The sequence below is a fragment of the Stenotrophomonas mexicanensis genome (genome assembly GCF_032911605.1).
Taxonomy (GTDB): Bacteria; Pseudomonadota; Gammaproteobacteria; order Xanthomonadales; family Xanthomonadaceae; genus Stenotrophomonas; species Stenotrophomonas maltophilia_A.
The window spans coordinates 1-22,461 of record NZ_JAWJTG010000019.1; the positions used below are offsets into that span (position 1 = coordinate 1).

At 66.2% G+C, this 22,461-nt stretch carries 16 protein-coding genes; 6 read left to right on the top strand and 10 right to left on the bottom strand.

Translation table 11 applies throughout. From position 1 onward, the window contains the following. Window positions 1-381: 381 nt before the first annotated feature. The 10 genes from R1L06_RS09965 to R1L06_RS10010 form a co-directional block, all read right to left on the bottom strand. A complete protein-coding gene (locus R1L06_RS09965; RefSeq protein WP_317217608.1) occupies window positions 382-807 on the bottom strand; it encodes a DUF2752 domain-containing protein in 426 nt (141 codons plus the stop codon). Window positions 808-850: 43 nt separating this feature from the next. Next, on the bottom strand, window positions 851-1,129 hold the full coding sequence (locus tag R1L06_RS09970; protein WP_032127177.1) for a CD225/dispanin family protein: 279 nt from the start codon (window positions 1,127-1,129) through the stop codon (window positions 851-853). Between the two features lie 34 nt (window positions 1,130-1,163). Next, window positions 1,164-1,451, bottom strand: a complete 288-nt coding sequence (locus R1L06_RS09975) for a CD225/dispanin family protein (protein WP_005419784.1) — start codon at window positions 1,449-1,451, stop codon at window positions 1,164-1,166. A gap of 182 nt (window positions 1,452-1,633) precedes the next feature. Beyond that, complete coding sequence (locus tag R1L06_RS09980) at window positions 1,634-3,523, bottom strand: MFS transporter (RefSeq protein ID WP_182266809.1); 1,890 nt, start codon at window positions 3,521-3,523, stop codon at window positions 1,634-1,636. Window positions 3,524-3,662: 139 nt separating this feature from the next. Then, window positions 3,663-4,457 (bottom strand): SDR family NAD(P)-dependent oxidoreductase, encoded by a 795-nt coding sequence (locus tag R1L06_RS09985; protein WP_049401658.1) that lies wholly within the window; start codon window positions 4,455-4,457, stop codon window positions 3,663-3,665. Between the two features lie 140 nt (window positions 4,458-4,597). Further along, window positions 4,598-6,775 (bottom strand): YccS family putative transporter, encoded by a 2,178-nt coding sequence (yccS, locus tag R1L06_RS09990; RefSeq protein WP_317217609.1) that lies wholly within the window; start codon window positions 6,773-6,775, stop codon window positions 4,598-4,600. A gap of 129 nt (window positions 6,776-6,904) precedes the next feature. Further along, complete coding sequence (locus tag R1L06_RS09995; protein ID WP_317217610.1) at window positions 6,905-8,962, bottom strand: TonB-dependent siderophore receptor; 2,058 nt, start codon at window positions 8,960-8,962, stop codon at window positions 6,905-6,907. Window positions 8,963-9,273: 311 nt separating this feature from the next. Continuing rightward, window positions 9,274-12,396: an efflux RND transporter permease subunit gene (locus R1L06_RS10000; protein ID WP_317217611.1), complete on the bottom strand. Its 3,123-nt coding sequence runs from the start codon at window positions 12,394-12,396 to the stop codon at window positions 9,274-9,276. Between the two features lie 31 nt (window positions 12,397-12,427). After that, window positions 12,428-15,661: an efflux RND transporter permease subunit gene (locus R1L06_RS10005; protein WP_317217612.1), complete on the bottom strand. Its 3,234-nt coding sequence runs from the start codon at window positions 15,659-15,661 to the stop codon at window positions 12,428-12,430. Between the two features lie 74 nt (window positions 15,662-15,735). Next, a complete protein-coding gene (locus R1L06_RS10010) occupies window positions 15,736-16,977 on the bottom strand; it encodes an efflux RND transporter periplasmic adaptor subunit (protein WP_317217613.1) in 1,242 nt (413 codons plus the stop codon). A gap of 186 nt (window positions 16,978-17,163) precedes the next feature. Between R1L06_RS10010 and R1L06_RS10015 the strand changes: the two genes are divergently transcribed. From R1L06_RS10015 to R1L06_RS10040, 6 genes are all read left to right on the top strand, one after another. Continuing rightward, entirely contained in the window at window positions 17,164-18,483 is a 1,320-nt protein-coding gene (locus tag R1L06_RS10015; RefSeq protein WP_317217614.1) for a M20 family metallopeptidase, read from the top strand. 496 nt (window positions 18,484-18,979) lie between these two features. Beyond that, the gene (gene queF / locus R1L06_RS10020; RefSeq protein ID WP_317217615.1) at window positions 18,980-19,798 is read left to right on the top strand and encodes an NADPH-dependent 7-cyano-7-deazaguanine reductase QueF; all 819 of its coding nucleotides are present in this window, start codon (window positions 18,980-18,982) and stop codon (window positions 19,796-19,798) included. A 219-nt stretch (window positions 19,799-20,017) separates the two neighbouring features. Beyond that, window positions 20,018-20,311 (top strand): LysM peptidoglycan-binding domain-containing protein, encoded by a 294-nt coding sequence (locus tag R1L06_RS10025; protein ID WP_049401651.1) that lies wholly within the window; start codon window positions 20,018-20,020, stop codon window positions 20,309-20,311. 45 nt (window positions 20,312-20,356) lie between these two features. Next, window positions 20,357-20,866, top strand: coding sequence for a hypothetical protein (locus R1L06_RS10030; RefSeq protein ID WP_049401650.1), 510 nt, complete (start codon window positions 20,357-20,359; stop codon window positions 20,864-20,866). A gap of 134 nt (window positions 20,867-21,000) precedes the next feature. Next, window positions 21,001-21,870, top strand: a complete 870-nt coding sequence (locus R1L06_RS10035; RefSeq protein ID WP_189720140.1) for an RHS repeat-associated core domain-containing protein — start codon at window positions 21,001-21,003, stop codon at window positions 21,868-21,870. Between the two features lies 1 nt (window position 21,871). Beyond that, window positions 21,872-22,426: a hypothetical protein gene (locus tag R1L06_RS10040; protein ID WP_317217616.1), complete on the top strand. Its 555-nt coding sequence runs from the start codon at window positions 21,872-21,874 to the stop codon at window positions 22,424-22,426. The last annotated feature ends 35 nt before the right edge of the window (window positions 22,427-22,461 follow it).

A 22,461-nucleotide genomic window follows, 5' to 3' on the forward strand; every position in this document is an offset into this window, starting at 1 on the left:
GGCGCCATCCATGGCGCCAACGGTCCTGCAGCCCCACACCGCCCCACCCCCGACACATTCCCGGTGACGGTGGATGAACTGCGATTGCCGGTAGGTGTCGACCTTGGTCGACACGGTAGATCCACGCTATGCGTGGATGCGGAGCAAAGCGATCCGCTTCCGCTTTTGATCTTCTCTTTCTTTTCCGTGGTGGACGCACACGGAAACTGTCCGTGGCCGGGTGGGTGGGCTGCGCAGGGGCGTGAGCCGCATGGATGCGGCGACCGAGCTACATGGACGTACTTGCAGCGGCCCCTGCGCAGCCTACCCGCCCGGCCGACCCCGGCGCTTTTGCCTTCAGATGCCGACCCACCACGAGGGGCTGCGCCGTTGGCTGGAAACCTAGATCGGTGCCAGTGCGGTGAAAGGTGCCCACGGCAGGTTGCGCAGCAGCGCATACCCGGGCAGCAGCCAGAGCCAGAACACGGGATTGGCCAGCGCCCGCATCAGCGGGTCGAGCACACGCGGGCGGATGCCGGCGATGTTCAGCAGCATCAACAACAGGAACGGCAGGCTGATGACCAGCAGCGGGTTCATCGCCATCGCGCCGGGCAGGTCGAAGTGGACCAGGGAATACAGGCAGCGCGTGCTGCCACAGCCCGGGCAGTACAGGCCGGTCAGCGCGTACAGCGGGCAGCTCGGCAGGGGATTGCCGGCGACATACGGATTGACGTTGCGCAGCACCACCGTGGCACCCACGGCCAGGCCGGCGGAAACCAGCAGCGGTGCCCAGCGGGCGAGTCGGGAACGAGCGGGAAGCGCGGACATGCAACAACGGATCCGGCGCAGGCGCCGGATCCGTCCAGGCGTATCAGTAGTTGCCGTTGCTCATCGCGCCCATGCCGCCGAGCACAACGAAGAACAGCACGTACAGCACGACCAGCACGACCCAGGCGATGGCCGACCACATGGCCCACTTCTTGGCCTTGGCGGCGGAGTCCTGGGCGCCGGCGATGTCGCCGGCCGCCAGCTTGCCGTTGACCTGGGCGGCGTAGACGATCGACACGATGCCGGCCGGCAGGCAGCAGAACAGGGTGGTCAGGATCGCCCAGACCAGGTTGTTCGGGACCTGCGGAGTAGCAGTATTCATGGGTTCAAGCTCCTTGATGGGTGGTGGTGGTGAATCATTGGTCGGAAAGAGCGCCCAGTACGGCCAAGCCGCCGAACAGCCCGAACCACAACAGCAACAGGACCGGCAGGGCCACGGCCGAAGCCACCGCCCACCAGCCCGCCTTGCGCGACGCACTGTAGGCCCCCGGCAGGTCGCCGGCCGCGCGGCGGCCATCGACCTGGGAGGCGTACACGATCGACACCACGCCCAACGGCAGGCAGCAGAACAGCGTCGTCAGGATCGCCCAGACCAGATGGTTGGGGATGTAGACCGGACGGCTGAGCGGTGGTGGTTGATTCAAAGCGAGACTCCATTCCTTGGTGGCCGGCCATGATGAATCGGCCGGACCTCCCCCCTGTGGGTGCGTAATCTACCGCAACCTGCGTTGCATGTATGCGTTTACAGTCACGACATGTCGCGTACACCACTGGACGGTGACGTATGTGGGGGAGTCCGCTGGGCCCGCTCGGCGGGCCCATCTCGTCAGGCGTGATCGCCGCGCAGGGCCCGCACCTGGGCCTCCAGCACCGGCGCGCTGGTGCTGTGGCCATCCACGGCCGCTGCCGCCACCACCTCGACGGTGGCGCGGAAACGGCGCGGCACGCGCATGCGGCCCAGGCGGCTGTCGCGCCGGCTCCACATGCTCGACCACATGCCGCGCAGCGCCATCGGCACCACCGGCACCGGCCGCCGTTCGAGGATCTTCTCGACGCCGGACTTGAACGGTGCCATCGCACCATCCTTGGTCAGCGCGCCTTCCGGGAAGATGCAGACCAGCTCGCCTTCGGCCAGCGCAGCGTCGATGTCATCGAACGCGCGCTGCATCAGCGCCGGGTCTTCGCGCGCACCGGCGATCGGGATCGCCTTGGCGGTCCGGAAGATCCAGCGCATCACCGGGATGTTGAAGATCTTGTAGTACATGACGAAGCGCACCGGGCGCGGGATCGTCGCCGACAGGATCAGTGCGTCCATGTAGCTGACATGGTTGCAGACCAGCAGCGCGGCGCCCTCGTCGGGCACGTTGGCCTCGATGCCGTGCGGGCGCAGCCGGTACAGGGTGCGCACCATCAGCCAGCTGAGGAAGCGCATCAGGAATTCGGGGACGATGGTGAAGATGTAGATCGCCACCAGTGCGTTGGCGATGGCCAGCGCCAGGAACTGCTGCGGGATGGACCAGTGCAGCAGCTTGTGCGCGGCCAGCGACAGCAGGGCTGCGCCGACGATGAAACCGGAGTTCTGGATGTTCAGCGCCGCAAACACGCGCGACATCTGCGCCTTCGGCGTGCGGCTCTGGATCAGCGCGAACAGCGGCACCACGAAGATGCCGGTGAACAGGCCGATGCCGATCAGGTCGATGACGATGCGGATGCTGCCCGGCTGCTGCAGGAACGTCCCGATGGTCAGTCCGTGCACGGTCGCTTCGCCACTGCGGGCGAAATACAGGTCGAGCAGGAACGCGGTCATGCCGAACGCACCCAGCGGCACCAGGCCGATTTCCACCGTGCGTGCCGACAGCTTCTCGCACAGCAACGAGCCAACGCCGGTGCCGACCGAGAACAGGGCCAGCGCAAAGATATACAGGGTCGGCTCACCGCCGAGGTTGGTCACGGCATAGGCCGGCAGCTGCGAGGTCAGCACGGTGCCGACGAACCAGAACCAGGACACGCCCAGGATTGAATTGCGCACCGCCTTCTGCTGGCGCGCCATGCGCAGCACCGCCAGTGATTCGGGCAGCGGGTTCCAGTTGATCTTCAGGTTCGGGTCGCCGGCATCGACCTTGGGAATCAGGCGCGCGGCGATGTTGCCGCAGATCGCCAGGCCGATGATCGCGCAGGCCGCCACCACCGTGCCGTGGCTGCCGGCCACGGTGAACACCAGGCCGCCGACGATCATGCCGGACAGGATCGACATCGAGGTGCCCATTTCAACCAGGCCGTTGCCACCGGTCAGCTCTTCGGGCTTGAGCACCGACGGCAGCACCGAGTACTTCACCGGGCCGAACAGGGTCGACTGCATGCCGGTGCAGAACAGGGCGACCAGCAGCACCGGCAGGCTCTGAGTGAGGAAGCCGGTGGCTGCCAGCGACATGATCACGATCTCCATGGTGGTGGTGATCACGATCAGCCGCGATTTTTCCAGTTTGTCGGCGATCTGCCCGGCCAGCGCCGAGAACAGGAAGTACGGCAGGATGAAGATGGCCGGTGCCAGCGTGGCGTACAGCCCCAGTTCTTCCTCCGGTACGGCCATGAACAGCAACATGCTGATGATCGCCTGCCGGTACACGTTGTCGTTGAACGCTCCGAGTGCCTGGACGACGAAGAACGGCAGGAAACGGCGCTGGCGCAGCAGGGCGAACTGGTTGTGACCGGACATGGAGCCTCCTTGACCGGCGCAGCCTAGCATTCCTGCCTATCCGCCGGGACCATGCCGGGATGCATCCACGCATGGCGTGGATCTGCTGAAGCCCCACAACTGTGGGTGCGGACCGTTGGTCCGCACACCTCGATAGGTCTCAGACGATATCGTCGACCACGCCGCCATCCACGCGCAGCGCTGCGCCGGAGGTCGCCGAGGCCTGCGGCGAGGCCAGGTACACCACCATGTTGGCCACTTCCTCGACCGTGGCGGTGCGCTGGATCACCGAAGACGGCCGGTGTGTCATCACGAACTCGCGGCCGATCTGCTCCAGTGGCTTGCCGCTGCGCTGGCGTTCATCTTCGAACATCGCCGCGAAACCGTCAGACAGGGTCGGGCCGGGCAGCACCGCGTTGACGGTGACGCCGCTGCCGGCCACGCGCTTGGCCAGGCCGCGCGACAGCGACAGCTGCGCGGTCTTGCTGACGCCGTAGTGGATCATGTCGGCCGGAATGTTGCGTGCCGATTCGGACGAGATGAACAGTACGCGACCCCAGCCGGCATCGACCATGGCCGGCAACAGTGCCCGCGACAGGCGCACGCCGGACATCACGTTGGTCTGCCAGTAACGTTCCCAGGTCGCGTCTTCGGTCTCGAAGAAGTCCTCGGGGCCGAAAATGCCGGCGTTGTTGACCAGGATGTCGACCTTGGGCAGGCCTGCCAGCAGCGTGTCGACGCCGGCCGCATCGGAGAGGTCGGCGGCCACGCCGAGCACGTCGGCACCCGGAACGGCGGCGAGCAGGCGCTGGCGGGCGCGTTCGACGCTGTCGGTGCTGCGGCCGTTGAGAATGATCCGCGCGCCCGCGTTGGCCAGGCCCTGGGCAATCGCCAGGCCGATGCCGGCGGTGGAGGCGGTGACCAGCGCGGTACGGCCGGTGAGTTCGATCTTCATGGAGGAATCCGGGGCAGGGGATCACCCAGTATCCGCGCGGGAACGTGATCGGGGTGCATCGCCATACGCAACGCACGGTTGCACGCGATGCAGTAGATCCACGCCATGCGTGGATGGAATGTCCGACCAGCGATGAGGGATCAGGTCAGGCTGCGCACCGCTTTATTCGCCGCCGCCCGCACCTTCGGCAGCATCCGCAGCACCAGCGCCATCTGCGTGCGGATCAGCTGCAACTTCGGCGGCATCGCCTCGTCGATCTGTTCCAGTTCGGCGGCCACCGCGCGGTCGGCATCATTGTCTTCTTCCGCGACCGGTTGCCGAGCGCTCAGGGCCGTCGCCAGCTGCTGCAGCGCCTTGCGCACGCGCTCACCGGCCGCCAGCGCCAGCGGATCGCCGGCGTAGCTGTCCACCTGGTCGCGGTGCGCACCCAGGGCCGACAGGTGCCCGAGCAGTGTGTTGGACAGCGCCAGGAAGTGGAAGCCGGCATCCAGATTGCGGCGCACATGGCCGGGCTCACGCAGCATGTTCGACAACGCGGTGGATAGCGCGGCGTCGGCGTTGTGCATGTCGCGGCGGGCGATGCGGTAGGCCAGATCGTCACGCATGCCGCTGCGGTACTGGCCCAGTACCGAATCCAGGTAGCGCGCGGCGGTGTCCAGCACGCGCGCCAGCACAAGGTGCAGCTGCCGGCCCTGCCAGTCGGGCAGGATCAGGAACGCGGCCGCCGCCGCGATTGCACAACCCAGCAGCGTATCGACCATGCGGGGCACGATCAGCACGAAGCCGTCGCCGATCAGGTTGAAGCAGGTCAGTGCCATCACCGTAATCGCCGCCGAGGCCACCAGATAGCGGTCGGTGCGGGTGAAGAAGAACAGCAGCGCCGACAGCAGCGCGATCAGCAGCTGTACGTGCAGCTGTGGGAACAGCTGCAGCAGTGCCCAGGTCAGCACCAGGCCGGCCACGGTGCCGACGATGCGTTGTGCAAGGCGCTGGCGGGTCGCGCCGAAGTTGGGGCGGCACACGAACACGATGGTCAGCAGCACCCACGAGCCGTTCTGTGCATTGAACAAGCGGATTGCCGCGAAGCCGGCGATCAGGGCCAATGCCATGCGCAGGCCGTGGCGGAACAGGACCGAGCCGGGCGTGAGCTGCTGGCGCACGCGCACGCCCATCTCGCGCAGGGTGTGCGGGTTGCTGTCGCGCAGGCGGGTATCGACGTTGTCCAGGCTGGCCTCGGAGCGCTCGGCATCCAGCAGGCGGCGCTCGATGCTGCGCAGGTTGTGCACCAGCAGATCCAGCGAGCCAAGCAGTCGCTGCCACTGCGGCCGCTGCTGGTCGCGCAGATAGGCCAGCGCATCGGCCAGGTCGCGCCCGGCCTGCTGGTTGCTTTCGCCATACACGAACGGACGGCGCAGGCGGATCGCCTCGCCCAGCCGTGCGCAGGCCTGCCCCTGCAGGTCGAGCAGGCGCTGGCAGCGGTACAGCACATCGCTGTGGAAGAAGGCATCGACCAGCGCACCGTAGGGGTAGTGCGAGGAGCTGGCGCGCTCGTGGAAATCCTGTGCCACGTAATAGAGGCGCAGGTACAGGCCGGAGTTCACGCCGGGCCGCCCGGAACGGCCGAAGCGGGCCAGGATCGCGGTCTTGGCTTCATTCAATGCACCAACCACGCGCCGGTTCTGTTCGGCCAGGTCCAGCTGGCGACGCTGCAGGTCGGCCTCGCGCACCGGCTCGAACAGTGTTGCCTTCAACTGCAGGTAGCGGCCCAGTTCAACGTACAGTCGCGCCACGCGTTCGCGTACCGGACGGTTGGCGAACAGTGCGGTCCACAGGATCGACAGCAGGCCGTACCAGACCGCACCGGCCAGCAGGTGGCTGACCGCGTCCAGCGCGCTGTGCAGGTCGCTGGCGCCATGCTGCTCCAGCCCGATCATGGTGTAGATCGCAAGCGTTACCGTGGCCTGGGCGATGGACGCGTAGCGCTCGCCGAGCGCACCCAGCAGGGTCAACCCGAAGGTGGACAGCGCCAGCGCGCCGATGAAGATCCACGGCCAGGGGAACAGCCAGATCACCGAGGCGGCGGCGAGGCAGAAGCACAGCAGCGACAGCAGTACCGCCTTGGTACGGCCCCACCAGTTGTCATCGGTCTCGGCGATGGCGCTGGCGATGATGCCGAGGAACACGCCGGGCAGGGCAGTGAGCGCGTCCAGTTGCCAGCACACGGCAAGCGCTGCGGTCAGGGCGATGAACACCCGAAGGCCATAACTGGCCTTTTCGTGGGCCCACAGGCGGCTGAGGCGGGATTCGCGGGCGGGCATGCAGGCTCGGTGGAAGGGTCTCCCACCATTATTGCGGGTGCGGGGTGAAATATGGAGTGCGGACCAACGGTCCGCACCCACCGTCCATGTGCGGGCCCGTCGTCCGCATGGACGGCGGGGACCGGCACCTTACATCTCCCAGCGCACGCTCACCGCGAACGTGCGCGGCAGGCCGGCGCCGGCGTTGGACCAGTACTTCCGGTTGGCCAGGTTCTCGACGCTGGCACGCAGGGTCACCGAATGGCCGGACGCCAGCAGGCGATAGCCGATGCCTGCATTCACCAGCGTGTAGTCAGGCAGCTTCAGGGTGTTGTCGGCGTCGTACCAGACATCGCCGTAGTAGCGCACGGCGGCGTAGGTTTCCAAGCCGTCTACCCACGGCAGCTGGTAGGTGGCGTGCAGTACCCCGCTCCAGCGCGCAGCACCGGCGGTGCGGTTGCCTTCCTGTGCGGCGCTGCCCGGGGACAGCTTGTCGTAGGTCGGATCCAGCCAGGTGACGCCGCCGCCGACGGTCAGTGCATCGTTGAGGTGCAGGTCGGCACTGGCTTCAATGCCTTCGTACAGCGTGATGCCGTCCTGCACCAGGCGCTTGCCGGCCGGCGTGAGCTCATCGATGTTGGCACCACGTTCCAGCCGGAACGCGGCCACGTTCGCATTCCAACGCGCCGCTTCGACCTTGGCCCCGATCTCGTACTGCTTGCTGATGGTGGGATCGAGCACGTCACCGGCGTTGATGTAGCTGTTGCCTACGCGGCTGCCCGCTTCGAGCGACTCGATGTAGCTGGCGTAGAGGGTGACCGCCTCGCTGGGCTTGAACATCACGGCGTAGGTCGGGGTGACCGGGTAGGTGTGGTACCGCCCCCTGGTTTCGAAGTCGTTGTAGCGCCAGCCCGCCAGCACCGACCAGCCGCTGCCGAGGTTCACCGTATCGCTTGCGAACACCGCCTGCTGCACCGTCTCGTCGCCGCGGGTCATCACCCGCGAACCAACGGCGTCGTGGCGGATGGTATGGCGCTGGTACAGGTTGGCGCGGCCAATCAGGTTCCACTCGTAGGGGCGGTCCCACCCCAGTCCGGTCTGGTGGCTGATGCCCGCCACCACCTGATGCTGAAGGGGGCCGGTGCGGAAGCTGCCCTGCAGCATCGCCTGGGCCAGCTTCCACTCGCTCTTGCCACCCAGTTCGTAGACGTTGACGTCGTAGTCGCCGTTGAGATCGTCGATGTAGGCGAAGATCTTGTTGACGTCATTCCACGAGGTGGTGACGCCGTAACTCAGGCTGGCTTTCCAGTCGCTGTTGATCTGCCAGTTCAAGCCGGTCGACAGGAGGCTGGAGCGTGTGTCGTAGTAGGTGCCGGGCACGCTGTTGTCGGTATCTCCGGCGATCGGCCGCGGCAACGAGGTCAGGCCACGGAAGTAGTACTGCGGCGATTCCTCGCGCAGTTCGCGCGACTGGAACAAACCGTCGAAGGTCCAGGTGAGCGCATCGCTCAGGCGCGCGTCCAGCGACAGTGCGCCCACCTTGCGATCGACGTGTCCGCCATTGAAGGTCTCGCCTTTTTCCTGGAAGGCGTTGAAGCGGTAGCCGAACATCTGCTCGTTGCCGAAGCGGCCGCCAACGTCGACGCCGCCGCTGACGATGCCCTGTTCGCGCCAGCCCAGCTGGGCGGAGAAGGTGGGCGTGTCCGTCGGCTTCTTGGTGATGTAGTTGACGATGCCGCCGGGGGTGCCGAAGCCATACAGGAATCCGCCCGGGCCTTTCAGCAGATCGACCTGTTCCATCACTTCCAGCGGCCATTCGGTGCCCCAGGAAGAGACCTGCAGGCCATTGACCCGGTAGCTGTCGTAGTTCAGCTCCAGACCGCGGTTGCGGATGGGCGAGCTCCAGCCACTGGCATAGGCGCTGACCTGGGTGCTGACCGAAGGGTCGAGCAGGAAGGCTTCGCCCAGCGAGACCACCTGGCGCTGCTCGATCTGCTCGCGGCCAACAGCGGTGATCGCGAACGGAGTGTCGCGCAGGGCGCGGTCGCCCAGTGCGCCAGCGTCGGTATGGGTGCGTTCGGCGGTGACCTTCACCGCATCCAGATCGGTGGCGTTACGGCTGACGGCCGGCGCTTCGGCATGGGCAGCGCAGGCGGCTGACAGGGCGACGGCCAGCAGGGCCAGGCGGGGAGAACGGGAAGGCAGCATCGATGGTGGTCCTCGACGGACGGCCACAGGCCATCCGCCCACGGGTGGGGGAAGGGGCAGTGGCTGGGATCACGCAGGCTGGCCGGAGATGGCAGCGGGGCGCCGCGAAGGGGCGCAGGACCATGGCTGGATGAGAATTGTTCTCTTTTCGTTACCGTGAGTCAAACCCGGAGGTATGCGGACCAACGGTCCGCACCCACCATCCGCTCCAACGGTAGTGCCGGCCGCTGGCCGGCAGATTGGCTGTACGGAGAACGCCGGCCAGCGCCCGGCGCTACCAGTAGATCCACGCCCTGCGTGGATGGGCCCTTCTACGCCCGTTGCGCGCGCTTGAGCAGCTTCGCTTCGCGCCTGCGTGCGCGACGTGCGCGCCAGCGCTCGGCCAGGCAGGAGAAGATCACGTACAGCGCCGGCGTGCTGAGCAGGGTCAGGCTCTGCGAGAACAGCAGGCCGCCGATCATCGCGATACCCAGCGGACGCCGCAGCTCGGACCCTTCGCCGAGGCCGATCGCCAGCGGCACAGCAGCCAGGATCGCCACCATCGTGGTCATCATGATCGGGCGGAAGCGCACGATGCTGGCCTCGCGTGCCGCTTCGCGCGGTGCCAGCCCATGTTCGCGCTGCGCCACCAGCGCGAAGTCGATCATCATGATCGCGTTCTTCTTGACGATGCCGATCAGCAGCACCAGCGCGATCATCGAGATCACCGACAGTTCGGTATTGGTGCCGAACAACGCCAGCAGCGCACCCACGCCCGCCGCCGGCAGCGTGGACAGGATGGTGACCGGGTGGATCAGGCTCTCGTACAGCATGCCCAGCACCAGGTACACGGTCAGGATCGCGGCAAACACCAGGATCAGCATGTCGCTGGGGTCGGAGTTGAAGCCGAAGCCGGCGTCATCAGCCAGGCGGATGTCGCCGGGCATGCGCATGCCGGCCACGGTCGCGTCGATGATCGCCTTGGCCTCGCCCATGCTCACGTTCGGCGCCAGGTTGTAGCTGAGGTCCATCGTCGTGTACTGGTTCTCATGGGTGATCTGCGAAGGCGCCAGCCCCGGCACCTGCTTGGCCACCGCCGTGAGCGGCACCATGTCGCCGTTGCGCGCACGCACATGCACCTCGTCCAGCGCCGCCGGAGTAGCGGTCTGCGAGGGCAGGGCGTTGACCACCACGCTGTACTGGTTGATGTCCGAATAGATGGTCGAGATCTGGCGCTGGCCGAACGCACCGTACAGGGCGCCGTCGATGGCGCCCACCGAAACACCCAGGCGGGCGGCCTTGGCACGGTCGATCTCGATGTTCTGGCGCAGCCCGGCATTGTCCACATCGGTGCCGACGTCGCGCAGCTTCGGGTTCTTCTTCAGCTCCGCCTGCAGCTTGGGCAGCCATTCCTGCAGTGACGCCAGGTCATTGCCCTGCAGCGAGATGCGGTACTGCGCGCCCTGGCTGGAGCCACCGCCATCGTTGCTGGGCAGGTCCTGGATCGCGCGCAGGCGCAGCTGCAGGTCGGGGTAGCGGTCGGCCTTGGCGCTCAGTCGCGCCAGGGCATGTGCGGTGGTTTCGCGGCGGCCTTCCTTGCGTGATTTCAGCTCGACGTTGAACTGTGCGCTGGAGCCCTGGCGACCGCTGCCCAGGCGCACACCCACGGTCTTCACCGCCGGGTCGGCCATCAGCATGTCGGTGATGCGGCGCTGGCGGGCGACCATGTCCTCGAAGGATACGGTGGCGCTGGAGTTGGCGCGGCCCCAGATCAGGCCGGTGTCCTGCGGCGGGAACGCGCCCTTCTTCACCGCGCCGAACAGGAAGACGGTGGCACCGATCAGCAGCAGCGGCGTCAGCGACAGCAGCAGCGCATGGCGCAGCGAGAAATCCAGGAACACGGTGTAGATGCGCAGCATGCGCTCGTGGCCGGCATCCAGCCAGCGGCCGAAGCGCGACGGCGGCGCGCTGTGGTCGTGGGAGCTGAGGAAGCGGCTGCACAGTGCCGGGGTCAGGGTCAGCGAGACGATCATCGAGACCACGATGGCCGCCACCAGGGTGACGGTGAACTCGCGGAAGAACGCGCCCATCATGCCGCTGGCGAACAGCAGCGGGATGAACACCGCCACCAGCGAGGCGGTGATCGAGACGATGGTGAAGCCGATCTCGCGCGCGCCGGTCAGCGCTGCCTGCATCCGCGGCATGCCTTCGTCGAGGTGGCGCATGATGTTCTCGATCACCACGATCGCATCGTCGACCACGAAGCCGATCGCGATCACCAGCGCCAGCAGGCTCAGGTTGTTCAGGGTGAAACCCATCACGTACATCACCAGCGCGGCACCGGCCAGCGACAGCGGCACGGTCACTGCGGCGATCAGCGTGGGTGCCAGCCGGCGCAGGAACAGCGCCATGGTCAGCACCACCATCGCCAGGCTGATCAGCAGAGTGATCTGCACTTCATGCAGCGACGAGCGGATGGTCGGCGTACGGTCGAAGTACGGCGTCATCGTGGTGCCCGGCTGCAGGTAGTCGCGCAGCGCGGGGATCTGTGCCTTGACCCGGTCCACGGTCTCCACGATGTTGGCGCCGGCGCGGGTGAACACGTACATCACCACCGCCGGCTTGTGGTCGAACCACGCGGCCTGGTAGGCATCCTGCTGGCCGTCGTAGACGTTGGCGATGTCCTTCAGCCGGATCACCCGGCCATCGCCCTGGGTCTTGACCACCAGGTCGGCGAAGTCGGCGGCGCGTGCCACCGAATCGTTGGCGATGATCGCGGTGGTGGTGTTGCCATCGCTGAGGAAGCCGGTGGGCGAGGTCACGTTGGCCGCGCGCACGGCGTTGCGCAGGTCGTCGGCGGTCAGGCCGAGTGCGTTCATCAGGCGCAGGTTGACGTCCACGCGTACCGCCGGCGTCGAGGCACCGGCGATGTCGACCGAAGCAACACCGCTGATCTGGCGGATGCGCTGCGCCAGCAGCGAATCGGCGACGTTGTACAGCTCGTCGGCCGACTGCGTCTGCGAAGTCAGCGCGATGGCGATCACCGGGTCATCGTTCGGGTTCGCCTTCTGGTACATCGGCGAGCCCATGCCCGAGGGCAGGTCGGCCTGCGCCGAATTGATCGCGGTCTGTACATCCAGTGCCGCCGAATCGATGTTGTGGCCGCTCTGGAAGATCATGAACACCAGCGAGCTGCCTTCCGAGCTCGACGAGCGCATGCGGTCGATGCCCGGCAGCTGGCCGAGGTGGCGTTCCAGTGGCGCGGTGACCGTCGAGGCCATGGTCGCTGCGTCGGCACCGGACTGGCTGGCGTGCACGAAGATCACCGGGATCTCGATGTTCGGCAGCGCCGACACGCCCAGCCGCAGGTAGCAGATCAGGCCGACCATGAACAGGCCGATGGCCAGCAGCGCGGTGCCGATCGGGCGGCGGATGAAGGGGCCGGACAGGTTCATCGTGCGGCCCCCCGCGGCAGCGGGGCGTGGATCATGCCTGCGGCTCCTGCAGCGAACCGTCGCGCAGTGCGCGCTGCTCGCGGCGGCGGGCCAGCCATTCGGAGAAGCGCTCCATATACAGGTAGATCACCGGCGTGGTGTACAGGGTCACCAGCTGCGACAGCAGCAGGCCGCCGACGATGGCGATGCCCAGCGGGCGGCGCAGTTCCGAACCGATGCCGGTGCCCAGTGCCAACGGCAGCGCGCCGAGCATGGCCGCGGCGGTGGTCATCATGATCGGGCGGAAGCGCAGCAGACAGGCGCGGCGGATCGCTTCATGCGCGTTGGCGCCGGCGCGGCGCGCCTCGATCGCGAAGTCCACCATCATGATGCCGTTCTTCTTGACGATGCCGATCAGCAGCACGATGCCGACGATGCCATCCACCGACAGGCTCAGCCCGCACAGCATCAGTGCCAGCAGCGCGCCGACACCGGCCGGCGGCAGCGTGGAGATGATCGTGATCGGGTGGATGTAGCTCTCGTAGAGCACGCCCAGCACGATGTAGATCACCACCAGCGAGGCTAGCAGCAGCCACACCACATCGGTCTGGCTGCCGGTGAACTCGGCGGCCTTGCCGATGAATTCGGCATGCAGGTGGGTGGGCATGTCCAGGCTGTCCTTGGTCTCCTGGATCGCCCGCACCGCTTCGGACAGCGAATAGCCCGGCGCCACGTTGAACGAGACCGTCACTGCCGGCAGCTGCTGCTGGTGGCTGACCACCAGCGGTGCACTGCTGACCTTGCCTTCGGCCAGTGCCGACAGCGGAATGATGCTGCCCGCGCCGACGGTGATGCCGGTGTTCTGCGCGCCGATGCCGGTAGCCGTCGATGAGTTCGACGAGGTGACCTGGCCGAAACTGGTGGCATTGGTGCCGGTCAGTGCACCGGCACCATTGGAGGCAACGGCCAGCTGTTCCATCAGCGCGGTGCTGGTGCGGAACTCCGGCGCCACTTCCAGCACAACCCGATACTGGTTGAGTTCGGTGAAGATGGTCGAGATCTGGCGCTGGCCGAACGCATCGTAGAGGGTGTCGTCGATGGTCTGCATCGGCACGCCCAGCACGCTGGCCTTGTCGCGGTCGATGTTCAGTTCAAGCGCGCGGCCCTGGTTGGACAGGTTGTTGTCGACGTCGGCCAGTTCCGGGCGCTTGCGCAGCGCTTCGGTCAGGCGTGTGGCCTGGGTGGCCACGGTCGCCGGATCGACGTCCGACAGCGAGTACTGGTACTCGGTGGCGGCCACGCGGGTATCCAGCGTCACGTCCTGGACCGGCTTCAGGTATAGGGCCACGCCCGGAATACCGGCGACGGCCTTCTGCAGGCGCGGCAGGATCTTGTCCAGGCCGTCGCGCTCGCCGCGTTCCTTCAGCACGATCGACAGCTGGCCCTGGTTGAGCGTGGGGTTCATGCTGCCCGCGCCGATGAAGGCTGACACGCCGGTCACGTCCGGGTCCTGGCGCAGCGCTTCGGCCACCTGCTTGGTGCGCTGCTCCATCTGCGGGAAGGCGATGTTCTGGTCAGCCTGGACCACGCCGGTGATCAGGCCGGTGTCCTGTTCGGGCAGCAGGCCCTTGGGAATCAGCACGTACAGCAGCACGGTCAGCACCAGTGCGCCGCCGGCCACGGCCAGGGTCAGGCGCTGGTGGTCCAGCACCCAGTCCAGACTGCGCTCGTACAGGCCGACGGTGCGCGTCCACAGGTTCTGCTTGCCGGCCGCCGCCGCACGCTCATGTGCGTCCTCGCCTTCGGGCAAGGCGTCGGGCTTGAGCAGGTAGGCGCACATCATCGGGGTCAGCGTCAGCGAGATCAGCATCGACAGCACGACGGCGATGCTCAGCACCCACGCGAACTCGTGGAACAGGCGGCCGGTGACGCCGGGCATCAGCAGCAGCGGCAGGAACACCGCCACCAGCGAAACGGTCAGCGACAGCACGGTGAAGCCGATCTGGCGCGCACCGATTTCGGCCGCTTCCTTGCCACTCTTGCCCTGCTCGATGTAACGCACGATGTTCTCGATCATCACGATCGCATCGTCGACCACGAAGCCGGTGGCCACCACCAGCGCCATCAGCGAGAGGTTGTCCAGCGACATGCCGGCAAAGGCCATCACCGCGAAGGTGCCGGCCAGCGACAACGGCACCGCCACCGAGGGAATGATCGTGGCCCACAGGCGGCGCAGGAACACGAAGATCACCGCCACCACCAGGCCGATGGTCAGGATCAGGGTGAACTGCACCTCATGCACCGAGGCGCGGATGGTCTCCGTACGGTCGTTGAAGATCTCCAGGTGCACGTCGGCTGGCAGCACGCCCTGCAGCTGCGGCAGGATCGCGCGGATGCGCTCGACGGTCTGCACGATGTTGGCGCCGGGCTGGCGGCGCACTTCCAGCAGCACCGCCGGCTTGCCATCGGCCCAGGCGGCCAGCTGGTCGTTCTCCACGCCATCAACCACTTCGGCCACGTCGGACAAACGCACGGGACGTCCGTTCTTGTAGCTGATGATGGTGTCGCGGTACTCGGCGGCATTGGTGAGCTGGTCGTTGGTACCGATGCTGTAGGACTGCGTCTTGCCGTTCAGCGAACCCTTCGGCGCGTTGACGTTGGCCTGGGTCAGCGCGCTGCGCAGCTGCTCCAGGGTCAGGCCCATGTTCGACAGCTGGGCCGGATTGACCTGGATGCGCACGGCCGGGCGCACGTTGCCGGCGATCGAGACCAGGCCCACGCCCTGCACCTGCGACAGTCGCTGGGCCAGGATCGAGTCGGCGTAGTTGTTGACGTCGCGCAGCGGGCGCGTGTCAGAGGTCAGTTTCAGGGTGACGATGGCCGCGTCGGCCGGATTCACCCGGTTGTAGACCGGCTGGTAGGGCAGCGACGAGGGCAGCGTGGCCTGGCGGATCGCCGCCTGCACGTCCTGCGCGGCAATGTCGATGTTCCGGTCCATCGAGAACTGCAGGATGATCGTGGACAACCCGGCAGACGAGTCGGAGGTCATCAGCTCCAGCCCGGAGATCTGCCCGAACTGGCGCTCCAGCGGCGTGGTGACCAGCGAGGCCATGGTGGTGGCGTTGGCGCCGGGGTACTGGGTGGTGACCACCAGGCTGGGCGCATCGATTTCCGGCAGCGCCGACACCGGCAGCTTGCGGTAACCGAGGATGCCCAGCAGCAACAGGCCCGCCATCAGCAGCGAGGTGGCGATGGGGCGGCGTATGAAGATCGTCGAAAAGCCCACGGACTGATCCTTGCTGGCACTTCAATGTCGGCGCCGGCAGGCTTGCCGGCGCGAGGGAGGTCGGTAGCCTGCGCTCAGCGCGGGCCGCCGCCACGACGGCCACCGCTGCCGTTCTTCTGCTCGGCGGCCTTCAGCTCGGCTTCGGTCGGCACCGCCGGGGTTTCGCCCGGCTTCAGCGCGGTGACCTTGCTGCCCGGCTTCAAGCGGAACTGGCCTTCACTGACCACCCGCTCGCCGCCCTTCAGGCCCTCGGCGATCTGCACCTGGCTGTCACCCACTTCCACGCCGCTGCGCACGGTCTGCATCTTCACCGTGTTGTCGCCCTGCACCACATAGACGTACTCGCCGTCCGGGCCACGCAGCACGGCCTGGGTCGGGATGACCACGCCACCGGCAATCGTGCGCAGCTGCATGCGTACGTTGACGAACTGGCCCGGCCACAGGCCGTTGTCGGTGTTGTCGAAGATCGCGCGCGCCTTGAACGTGCCGCTGTCGGCACTGATCAGGTTGTCGACCACGTCAAGCTTGCCGTCGCCGGACAGCACGTGCGAATCGGCGCGGTCCAGTGCCGCGACGGGTACCGCACCGGCGGCTTGCGCCTGGCGCACATCGCCGAGCTGGCGCTCGGGCAGGTTGAACAGCACGTGGATCGGATGGATCTGGGTCAGCGTGACCAGCGCGGTGCCGGCGTTGACCACGTTGCCGGCGTCGACCGCGCGGATGCCGGCGATGCCGGTGATCGGCGCGGTGACCTTGGTGTACTGCAGCTGCACCTGCGCCGAGCGCATGCTGGCCTCGTTCGCCGCGACTGCGCTTTCGTACTGTGCCACTTGGTTTCGCTGTGTATCCAGATCGGTCTTGGCGACGAACTGGCGATACTCCGGCGCGTTCGAGCGCTGGTAGTTGGAACGCGCGGTGGCCAGCAGCGCCTCGTTCTGGCGCTTGGAGGCCACGGCCTGGTCATAGCTGGCCTGGGCGGTGCGCGGGTCGATCACCGCCAGCACATCGCCCTTCTTCACTTCCTGGCCTTCGCGGAAATTCAGGCTCATCAGCTGGCCGCCAACCTGCGGGCTGACGGTGACGGTGTTCATTGCGGTCACCGTACCCAGCGCGCTGGCATAGACCGGCACGTCCTGGCGTGCCGCATCCACCACGGTCACCGGCACCGGGCCGGCATCGGGGTCTTCACCGCCCTGGCGCGCAGCTGCCGCCGGGCCACCGGCCTTGTCCTTGCCCCCGCCGAGTACGCGCAGGCCGACCACGGCCAGCACCAGTACCGCCACGACCAGCAGCACGATCTTCCAAACACGTGACATTCAAGGACTCCAAGAGGGCTGGACGGGGCACGGCCCCGGTTGGCAATGCGCAAAGCATACCTGCGCCACATCACGTTTCCTGCATGACGGATGGGACGGGCGCTAAGACCGGATCCGGCCGCGGAGGTTCCCGTAGCGGCGGTGTTGCCCTACATTCAGCTGGAACCCCCTGCCGTGGAGATCGTGATGCGCCGTTCGTTGCTGCTGTCCGCCCTGCTGCTGGCCTTGCCGGCTCTTGCCCACGCCCAGGACGGGCAGCGCCCGGAGGTGACCGCTGCTGCCCAGCGGCTGCAGGCCAAGGTGGTGGAATGGCGGCGCGATTTCCACCAGCACCCGGAACTGTCCAACCGTGAGGTGCGCACCTCGGCCGAGGTCGCCAAGCGCCTGCGTGCGATGGGCCTGAAGCCGAAGACCGGCATCGCCCACCACGGCGTGGTGGCGATCATCGAAGGCGGCAAGCCCGGGCCGAAGATCGCCCTGCGCGCGGACATGGACGCGCTGCCGGTGACCGAACAGACCGGCCTGCCGTTCGCCTCGAAAGCCACCGACCAGTACCGCGGGCAGACCGTGGGCGTGATGCATGCCTGCGGCCATGACGCGCACACCGCCACCCTGCTCGGCGTGGCCGAGGCACTGGTGTCGATGAAGAAGGATCTGCCGGGCCAGGTGATGCTGATCTTCCAGCCGGCCGAAGAGGGGGCACCGCCGCCGGAAGAGGGGGGGGCTGCCCTGATGCTGAAGGAAGGCCTGTTCGCCGACTTCAAGCCGGAAGCCGTGTTTGGCCTGCATGTGTTCTCCAGCGTGCAGGCTGGGCAGATCGCGGTGCGCGGTGGCCCGCTGATGGCCGCCTCGGATCGTTTCGGGATCAAGGTGATCGGTCGCCAGACGCATGGCTCGGCGCCGTGGAACGGTGTTGATCCGATCGTGGCCACCGCTGACCTGGTCGGCACCGCGCAGACCATCGTCAGCCGCCGCGCGAACCTGTCCAAGCAGCCGGCGGTGCTGACCTTCGGCGCGATCAACGGTGGCATCCGCTACAACATCATTCCCGATGAAGTGGAAATGGTCGGCACCATCCGTACCTTCGACGAAGGCATGCGGCAGCAGATCTTCGCCGACCTGCGCAATGTGGCCGAGCACACCGCCGCCGCGCACGGTGCCAAGGCGGTGACGGACATCTACGAGTCAGAGGGCAATCCGGCCACGGTGAACGACCCGGCGCTGACCGCGAAGATGCTGCCGAGCCTGCAGGCGGTGGTGGGCAAGGACAACGTGTACGAGCCACCGCTGCAGATGGGTGCGGAGGATTTCTCGCTGTACGCGAAGGAAGTGCCGGGGATGTTCTTCTTCGTCGGTTCGACCAGCGTGGGCATCGACCCGGCGACGGCACCGGCGAATCATTCGCCGAAGTTCCTGCTGGATGAGAAGGCGCTGGATGTGGGACTGCGTGCGCTGCTGCAGGTGAGTCTGGATTACCTGCACGGCGTCGGCACCCCGGCGGGGTGAGGGTTTCCGGCAGGGCTTGCAGCCCTGGGTACGCGACATCGCATGCGCGCTGTCGCTCCCACAGTTCGCTGCGCGAACCGTGGGCCCCCCTTACCAGCTTCCAGACCCCCGCCGCTTCGCGGCCGCCCCCTGACTCAGGGGGCTTTCCTCCAGACCCGATCCCGTGGCTTGCCGGTAGATCCACGCCATGCGTGGATGGCAGACATCGAAAATGTCCGAAGGATCGGATTTTGATTTTGATTTTCTGATCTTTCCCGTGGTGGATCGGCGGCAGAAATGTGTCCGGGGGCCGGGCGGGTGGGGCTGGCGGGGTATCCGCGCCATGGAAGGCGCGGCTAAGCCTCCAGGGACGGATTCACGGCGTCCCCGCCAGCCCCATCCGCCCGGCCCACTCCCGGGAATCCAGGCTTTCGACGACCCAACACCCCACCACGGAGGGGCTCCGCCGTTGGCCGGCCCGGCCGAAGGCCCGCCCTCCGCGCGATACAATGCCCCCATGAACACCCCACAGGATTCCAGCCTCGGTCGCGAGGTCAGTTACCCGTCGCAGTACGATCCCGGCCTGCTGTTTCCCATCCCCCGCAGCGGCGCCCGCGCCGAGATCGGCCTCGACGACGCCGCGCTGCCGTTCGTCGGCCATGACCGCTGGCATGCCTTCGAGCTGAGCTGGCTCGACACGCGTGGCAAGCCGCAGGTCGCCGTCGCCACCGTGCAGGTGCCGTGCACCTCGCCGCGGCTGATCGAATCGAAGTCGTTCAAGCTGTACCTGAATTCCCTCAACAGCACCCGTATCGACAGCGCCGAGGCACTGCGCGCGCGCATCGTCGACGACCTGTCTGCCTGCGTCGGTGCGCCGGTCCAGATCGAGTTCGGCCTGCCGGGCCTGCGTGAGACGCCGCTCGGTGAATCCATCGACGGGCTGGACGTGGAGATCGACTGCTACGGCCCGCCGCAGGCGGACTTTCTGACTGCCGACGCGGGCGAGGTGGTGGAGGAGACCCTGGTCTCGTCGCTGCTGAAGTCCAACTGCCCGGTCACCGGCCAGCCGGACTGGGCAACGGTCAGCCTGCGTTACCGTGGGCCGAAGATCGACCGCGCGGGCCTGCTGCGCTACCTGGTCAGCTACCGCGAGCACGCCGAGTTCCACGAGCAGTGCGTTGAGCGGATCTTCAGCGAAGTGTCCGCCCGCTGCCAGCCGCAGTGGCTGGAAGTGGAGGCCCGCTATACCCGCCGCGGTGGCCTGGACATCAACCCCTGGCGCGCCAGCCCTGGCATCGCCGCCCCGGCCGCGACCTACCGCGAACTGCGGCAATAACCGCCGCAGGCGGTTACGGGTAGTGCCGGCCGCTGACCGGCAACCGCAAGGAACCCGCGTCCCGGGCCAGGGCAAGCCGGCGAGCGGCCGGCACTACCGGGCACCGGCTCTCCCGATTGTTCAGCCGCCCCCGGGGGTGGCTTCACATCTGCACCATCCCCATTTAACAACCGCCATGGCACCGTGCGAACCACGTAGTCATGCAGACGGGAGTTGTGGATGAGTACCGAGAAGAAAGCCGATTTCTCCGGCGTCAGTGCCAGCGTCGACAGTACCGCCGAACAGGTGCCGAAGGCGGACTTCTCCGGCGTGAGCGCTTCGGTGGACAGCACCGCCGACGTTGTGAGCGGCGGCACCTACACCGTGCAGAAGGGTGACTCGCTGTCTAAGATCGCCAAGCAGCACCTGGGCGATGCCAACGCCTGGAAGAAGATCTTCGAAGCCAACCGCGATGTGCTTGATGACCCGGACAAGATCTTCCCGGGCCAGACCCTGAAACTGCCGCCGAAGTAAGCCGGCGATCGAACGCCGTCCGACAATCCCTGGGAGGAACCCCGAATGATCAAGACCACCCCGCTCCAGACCGCCCTGATCGCCGCCCTGCTGGGCAGCGTTGCCCTGGTCGGTTGCAAGAAGAAGGAAGAGTCGACCGACAGCAATGCCGCTCCGGCAGCGACCGCGCCGGCTGAGCCGGCCCCGGCGCCGATGACCGGCGCACCGCCGCCGATGGCAGAAGCCGCTGCAGTCAGCGTCTCGGCCGTCACCGTCGGCAAGACCGCAGCCGCCGACAAGTCGGTTGCGACGACAGCATTGTTCGCACCGAAGGATGACGTCATCGTCTCGGTCAAGACCGACGGCGCTGCCAACAACGTCACCGTTGGCGCGAAGCTGACCTACCAGGACGGCCAGGTGGCCGGCGAACAGAACGCCACCCTGAACTCCAGTGGCGCGGAAACCACCAACGTCACGTTCAAGAATGCAAAGGGCTGGCCGGCCGGCAAGTACCGCGCCGAAGTCACCGTCGATGGCAAGGCGGCCGGAACGCCGCAGGAGTTCGAGGTCAAGTAAGTCCTGCCGACTCTCTCCCGGCAGGGCTCACGATGGACGCAGCCGCGAGGCTGCGTCCTTTTTTATTGAGCGATACTCGATCGAGGGGGATCTCGGGTACGCTGAATGGAATATGGAAACGTGGGAGGGATGGGATGCTCAACTGGATTGTTCTCACGCTGGCAATGGCGTCGACGGACGGTGAAGTAGTCACCTATGTTCATACGGATGCACTTGGGAGTCCGGTGGCTATTACGGACTCAAACGGGAAGGTGGTCGAGAGATTCGCATACGAGCCTTATGGCTCTGTCGTTGGAATCGTCGCTGCAGATGGTCCTGGCTACTCAGGCCATGTGTTTGATTCCACGACAGGTCTCAATTACATGCAGCAACGATATTATTCTCCCGAAATCGGTGCTTTTCTCAGTGTAGATCCCGTCGCTGCCTATGGTGGGAAGTCTTCCCTCTTCAACAGGTACCGATACGCCAATAGCAGTCCTTACAACTTTGTCGATCCGGACGGCCGAGTTCCTGTAGTTACGCGGATGAAGGACGGTTCGGTGAAAATCAGCTTCCCAACAAAGTTTTCAGGGGATGGTGCGACACCCAAGAACATAGCGACCTTCAAAGAGCAGGTGGCGTCAATGTCAGGAACCTATGATATTGGCGGGAAGGAGACGCGCGTGACGGTCGAGGTCACTGACATTGATAGAAGCACTCCGCGGGCCGCCCGTAATGAGATAAAGCTTGTCAACGGGGAAACCTCCCACCGCAGCGGACGGAGTTTCGCGGAGTTGGGCGGAAAGAAGGGCGAGATCAATGTCCTGGATAGATTTGACAAGGGTGTTGTTCCTCATGAAGTGTCACATCTTGGCGGTGTGGATGATCTTTATGACAAGACGACGGGGCTGCCCAATCCTGCACGTGGCGACGGAATCATGAATAGGGTTCCCGGTGTGGTTGACAGCCATACCATCGGTGGAATTGTGGAAGGCGATTCGGCGGTTCAAAAACGGGAGCGTTGAGATGCTTGCACGCATTTTGGTTTTCTTCGCTTTCTTGTGCCCGCTCACCTCGTGGGCCCAGGAATCTAGCCTGTGGAGCTACAGCTGCGACCACTTTCTGTACGGTGCCTGCCTGCGCGTGCCGACAGGCATGTCCGTGACCTACGAGGCACCCGTTGACTTTGGTCTGCACCGAATCAGGTATGAAGGTAGGGAAGTCGCCTTGATCTACGAGGGCGATGCCCCCGAAAAGCCTGCGTCAGGAAGCACGCCGGATCTGCGCTTCACGGACGGCGGATATGTCGTGTCGGGGTATGCAAGGGCGGAAGGAGGTTCCACCCGGTACGACGTCTACGTTCGACCCGGATCGTCTGGCGCCGGTTCGCTGCACATCCGCGGCTCTGCAGCGACGGCTGATGAACTCGCCAGCCTGGCCGCCGTCGTTGGGGGATTGCGCATCTGCAACTTCCAGCAAAGCAAGCGCTCACAGACATTGACCTGTCCAAGGCGTGCCGAGTGGGGGCCGCGATTGTCGGAATGGCTCATGCGTTCCTCCACGAGCGGGAAGTCGAACTAGCCATCAAGCCTCAGCTTCCAGACCGGAAGCGAGCC

Coding starts and splice junctions, on each gene's coding strand:
- R1L06_RS09965 (WP_317217608.1), bottom strand. CDS start 807: ATGTCCGCGCTTCCCGCTCGTTCCCGACTCGCCCGCTGGGCACCGCTG.
- R1L06_RS09970 (WP_032127177.1), bottom strand. CDS start 1,129: ATGAATACTGCTACTCCGCAGGTCCCGAACAACCTGGTCTGGGCGATC.
- R1L06_RS09980 (WP_182266809.1), bottom strand. CDS start 3,523: ATGTCCGGTCACAACCAGTTCGCCCTGCTGCGCCAGCGCCGTTTCCTG.
- R1L06_RS09985 (WP_049401658.1), bottom strand. CDS start 4,457: ATGAAGATCGAACTCACCGGCCGTACCGCGCTGGTCACCGCCTCCACC.
- yccS (WP_317217609.1), bottom strand. CDS start 6,775: ATGCCCGCCCGCGAATCCCGCCTCAGCCGCCTGTGGGCCCACGAAAAG.
- R1L06_RS09995 (WP_317217610.1), bottom strand. CDS start 8,962: ATGCTGCCTTCCCGTTCTCCCCGCCTGGCCCTGCTGGCCGTCGCCCTG.
- R1L06_RS10000 (WP_317217611.1), bottom strand. CDS start 12,396: ATGAACCTGTCCGGCCCCTTCATCCGCCGCCCGATCGGCACCGCGCTG.
- R1L06_RS10010 (WP_317217613.1), bottom strand. CDS start 16,977: ATGTCACGTGTTTGGAAGATCGTGCTGCTGGTCGTGGCGGTACTGGTG.
- R1L06_RS10015 (WP_317217614.1), top strand. CDS start 17,164: ATGCGCCGTTCGTTGCTGCTGTCCGCCCTGCTGCTGGCCTTGCCGGCT.
- queF (WP_317217615.1), top strand. CDS start 18,980: ATGAACACCCCACAGGATTCCAGCCTCGGTCGCGAGGTCAGTTACCCG.
- R1L06_RS10025 (WP_049401651.1), top strand. CDS start 20,018: ATGAGTACCGAGAAGAAAGCCGATTTCTCCGGCGTCAGTGCCAGCGTC.
- R1L06_RS10030 (WP_049401650.1), top strand. CDS start 20,357: ATGATCAAGACCACCCCGCTCCAGACCGCCCTGATCGCCGCCCTGCTG.
- R1L06_RS10035 (WP_189720140.1), top strand. CDS start 21,001: ATGCTCAACTGGATTGTTCTCACGCTGGCAATGGCGTCGACGGACGGT.
- R1L06_RS10040 (WP_317217616.1), top strand. CDS start 21,872: ATGCTTGCACGCATTTTGGTTTTCTTCGCTTTCTTGTGCCCGCTCACC.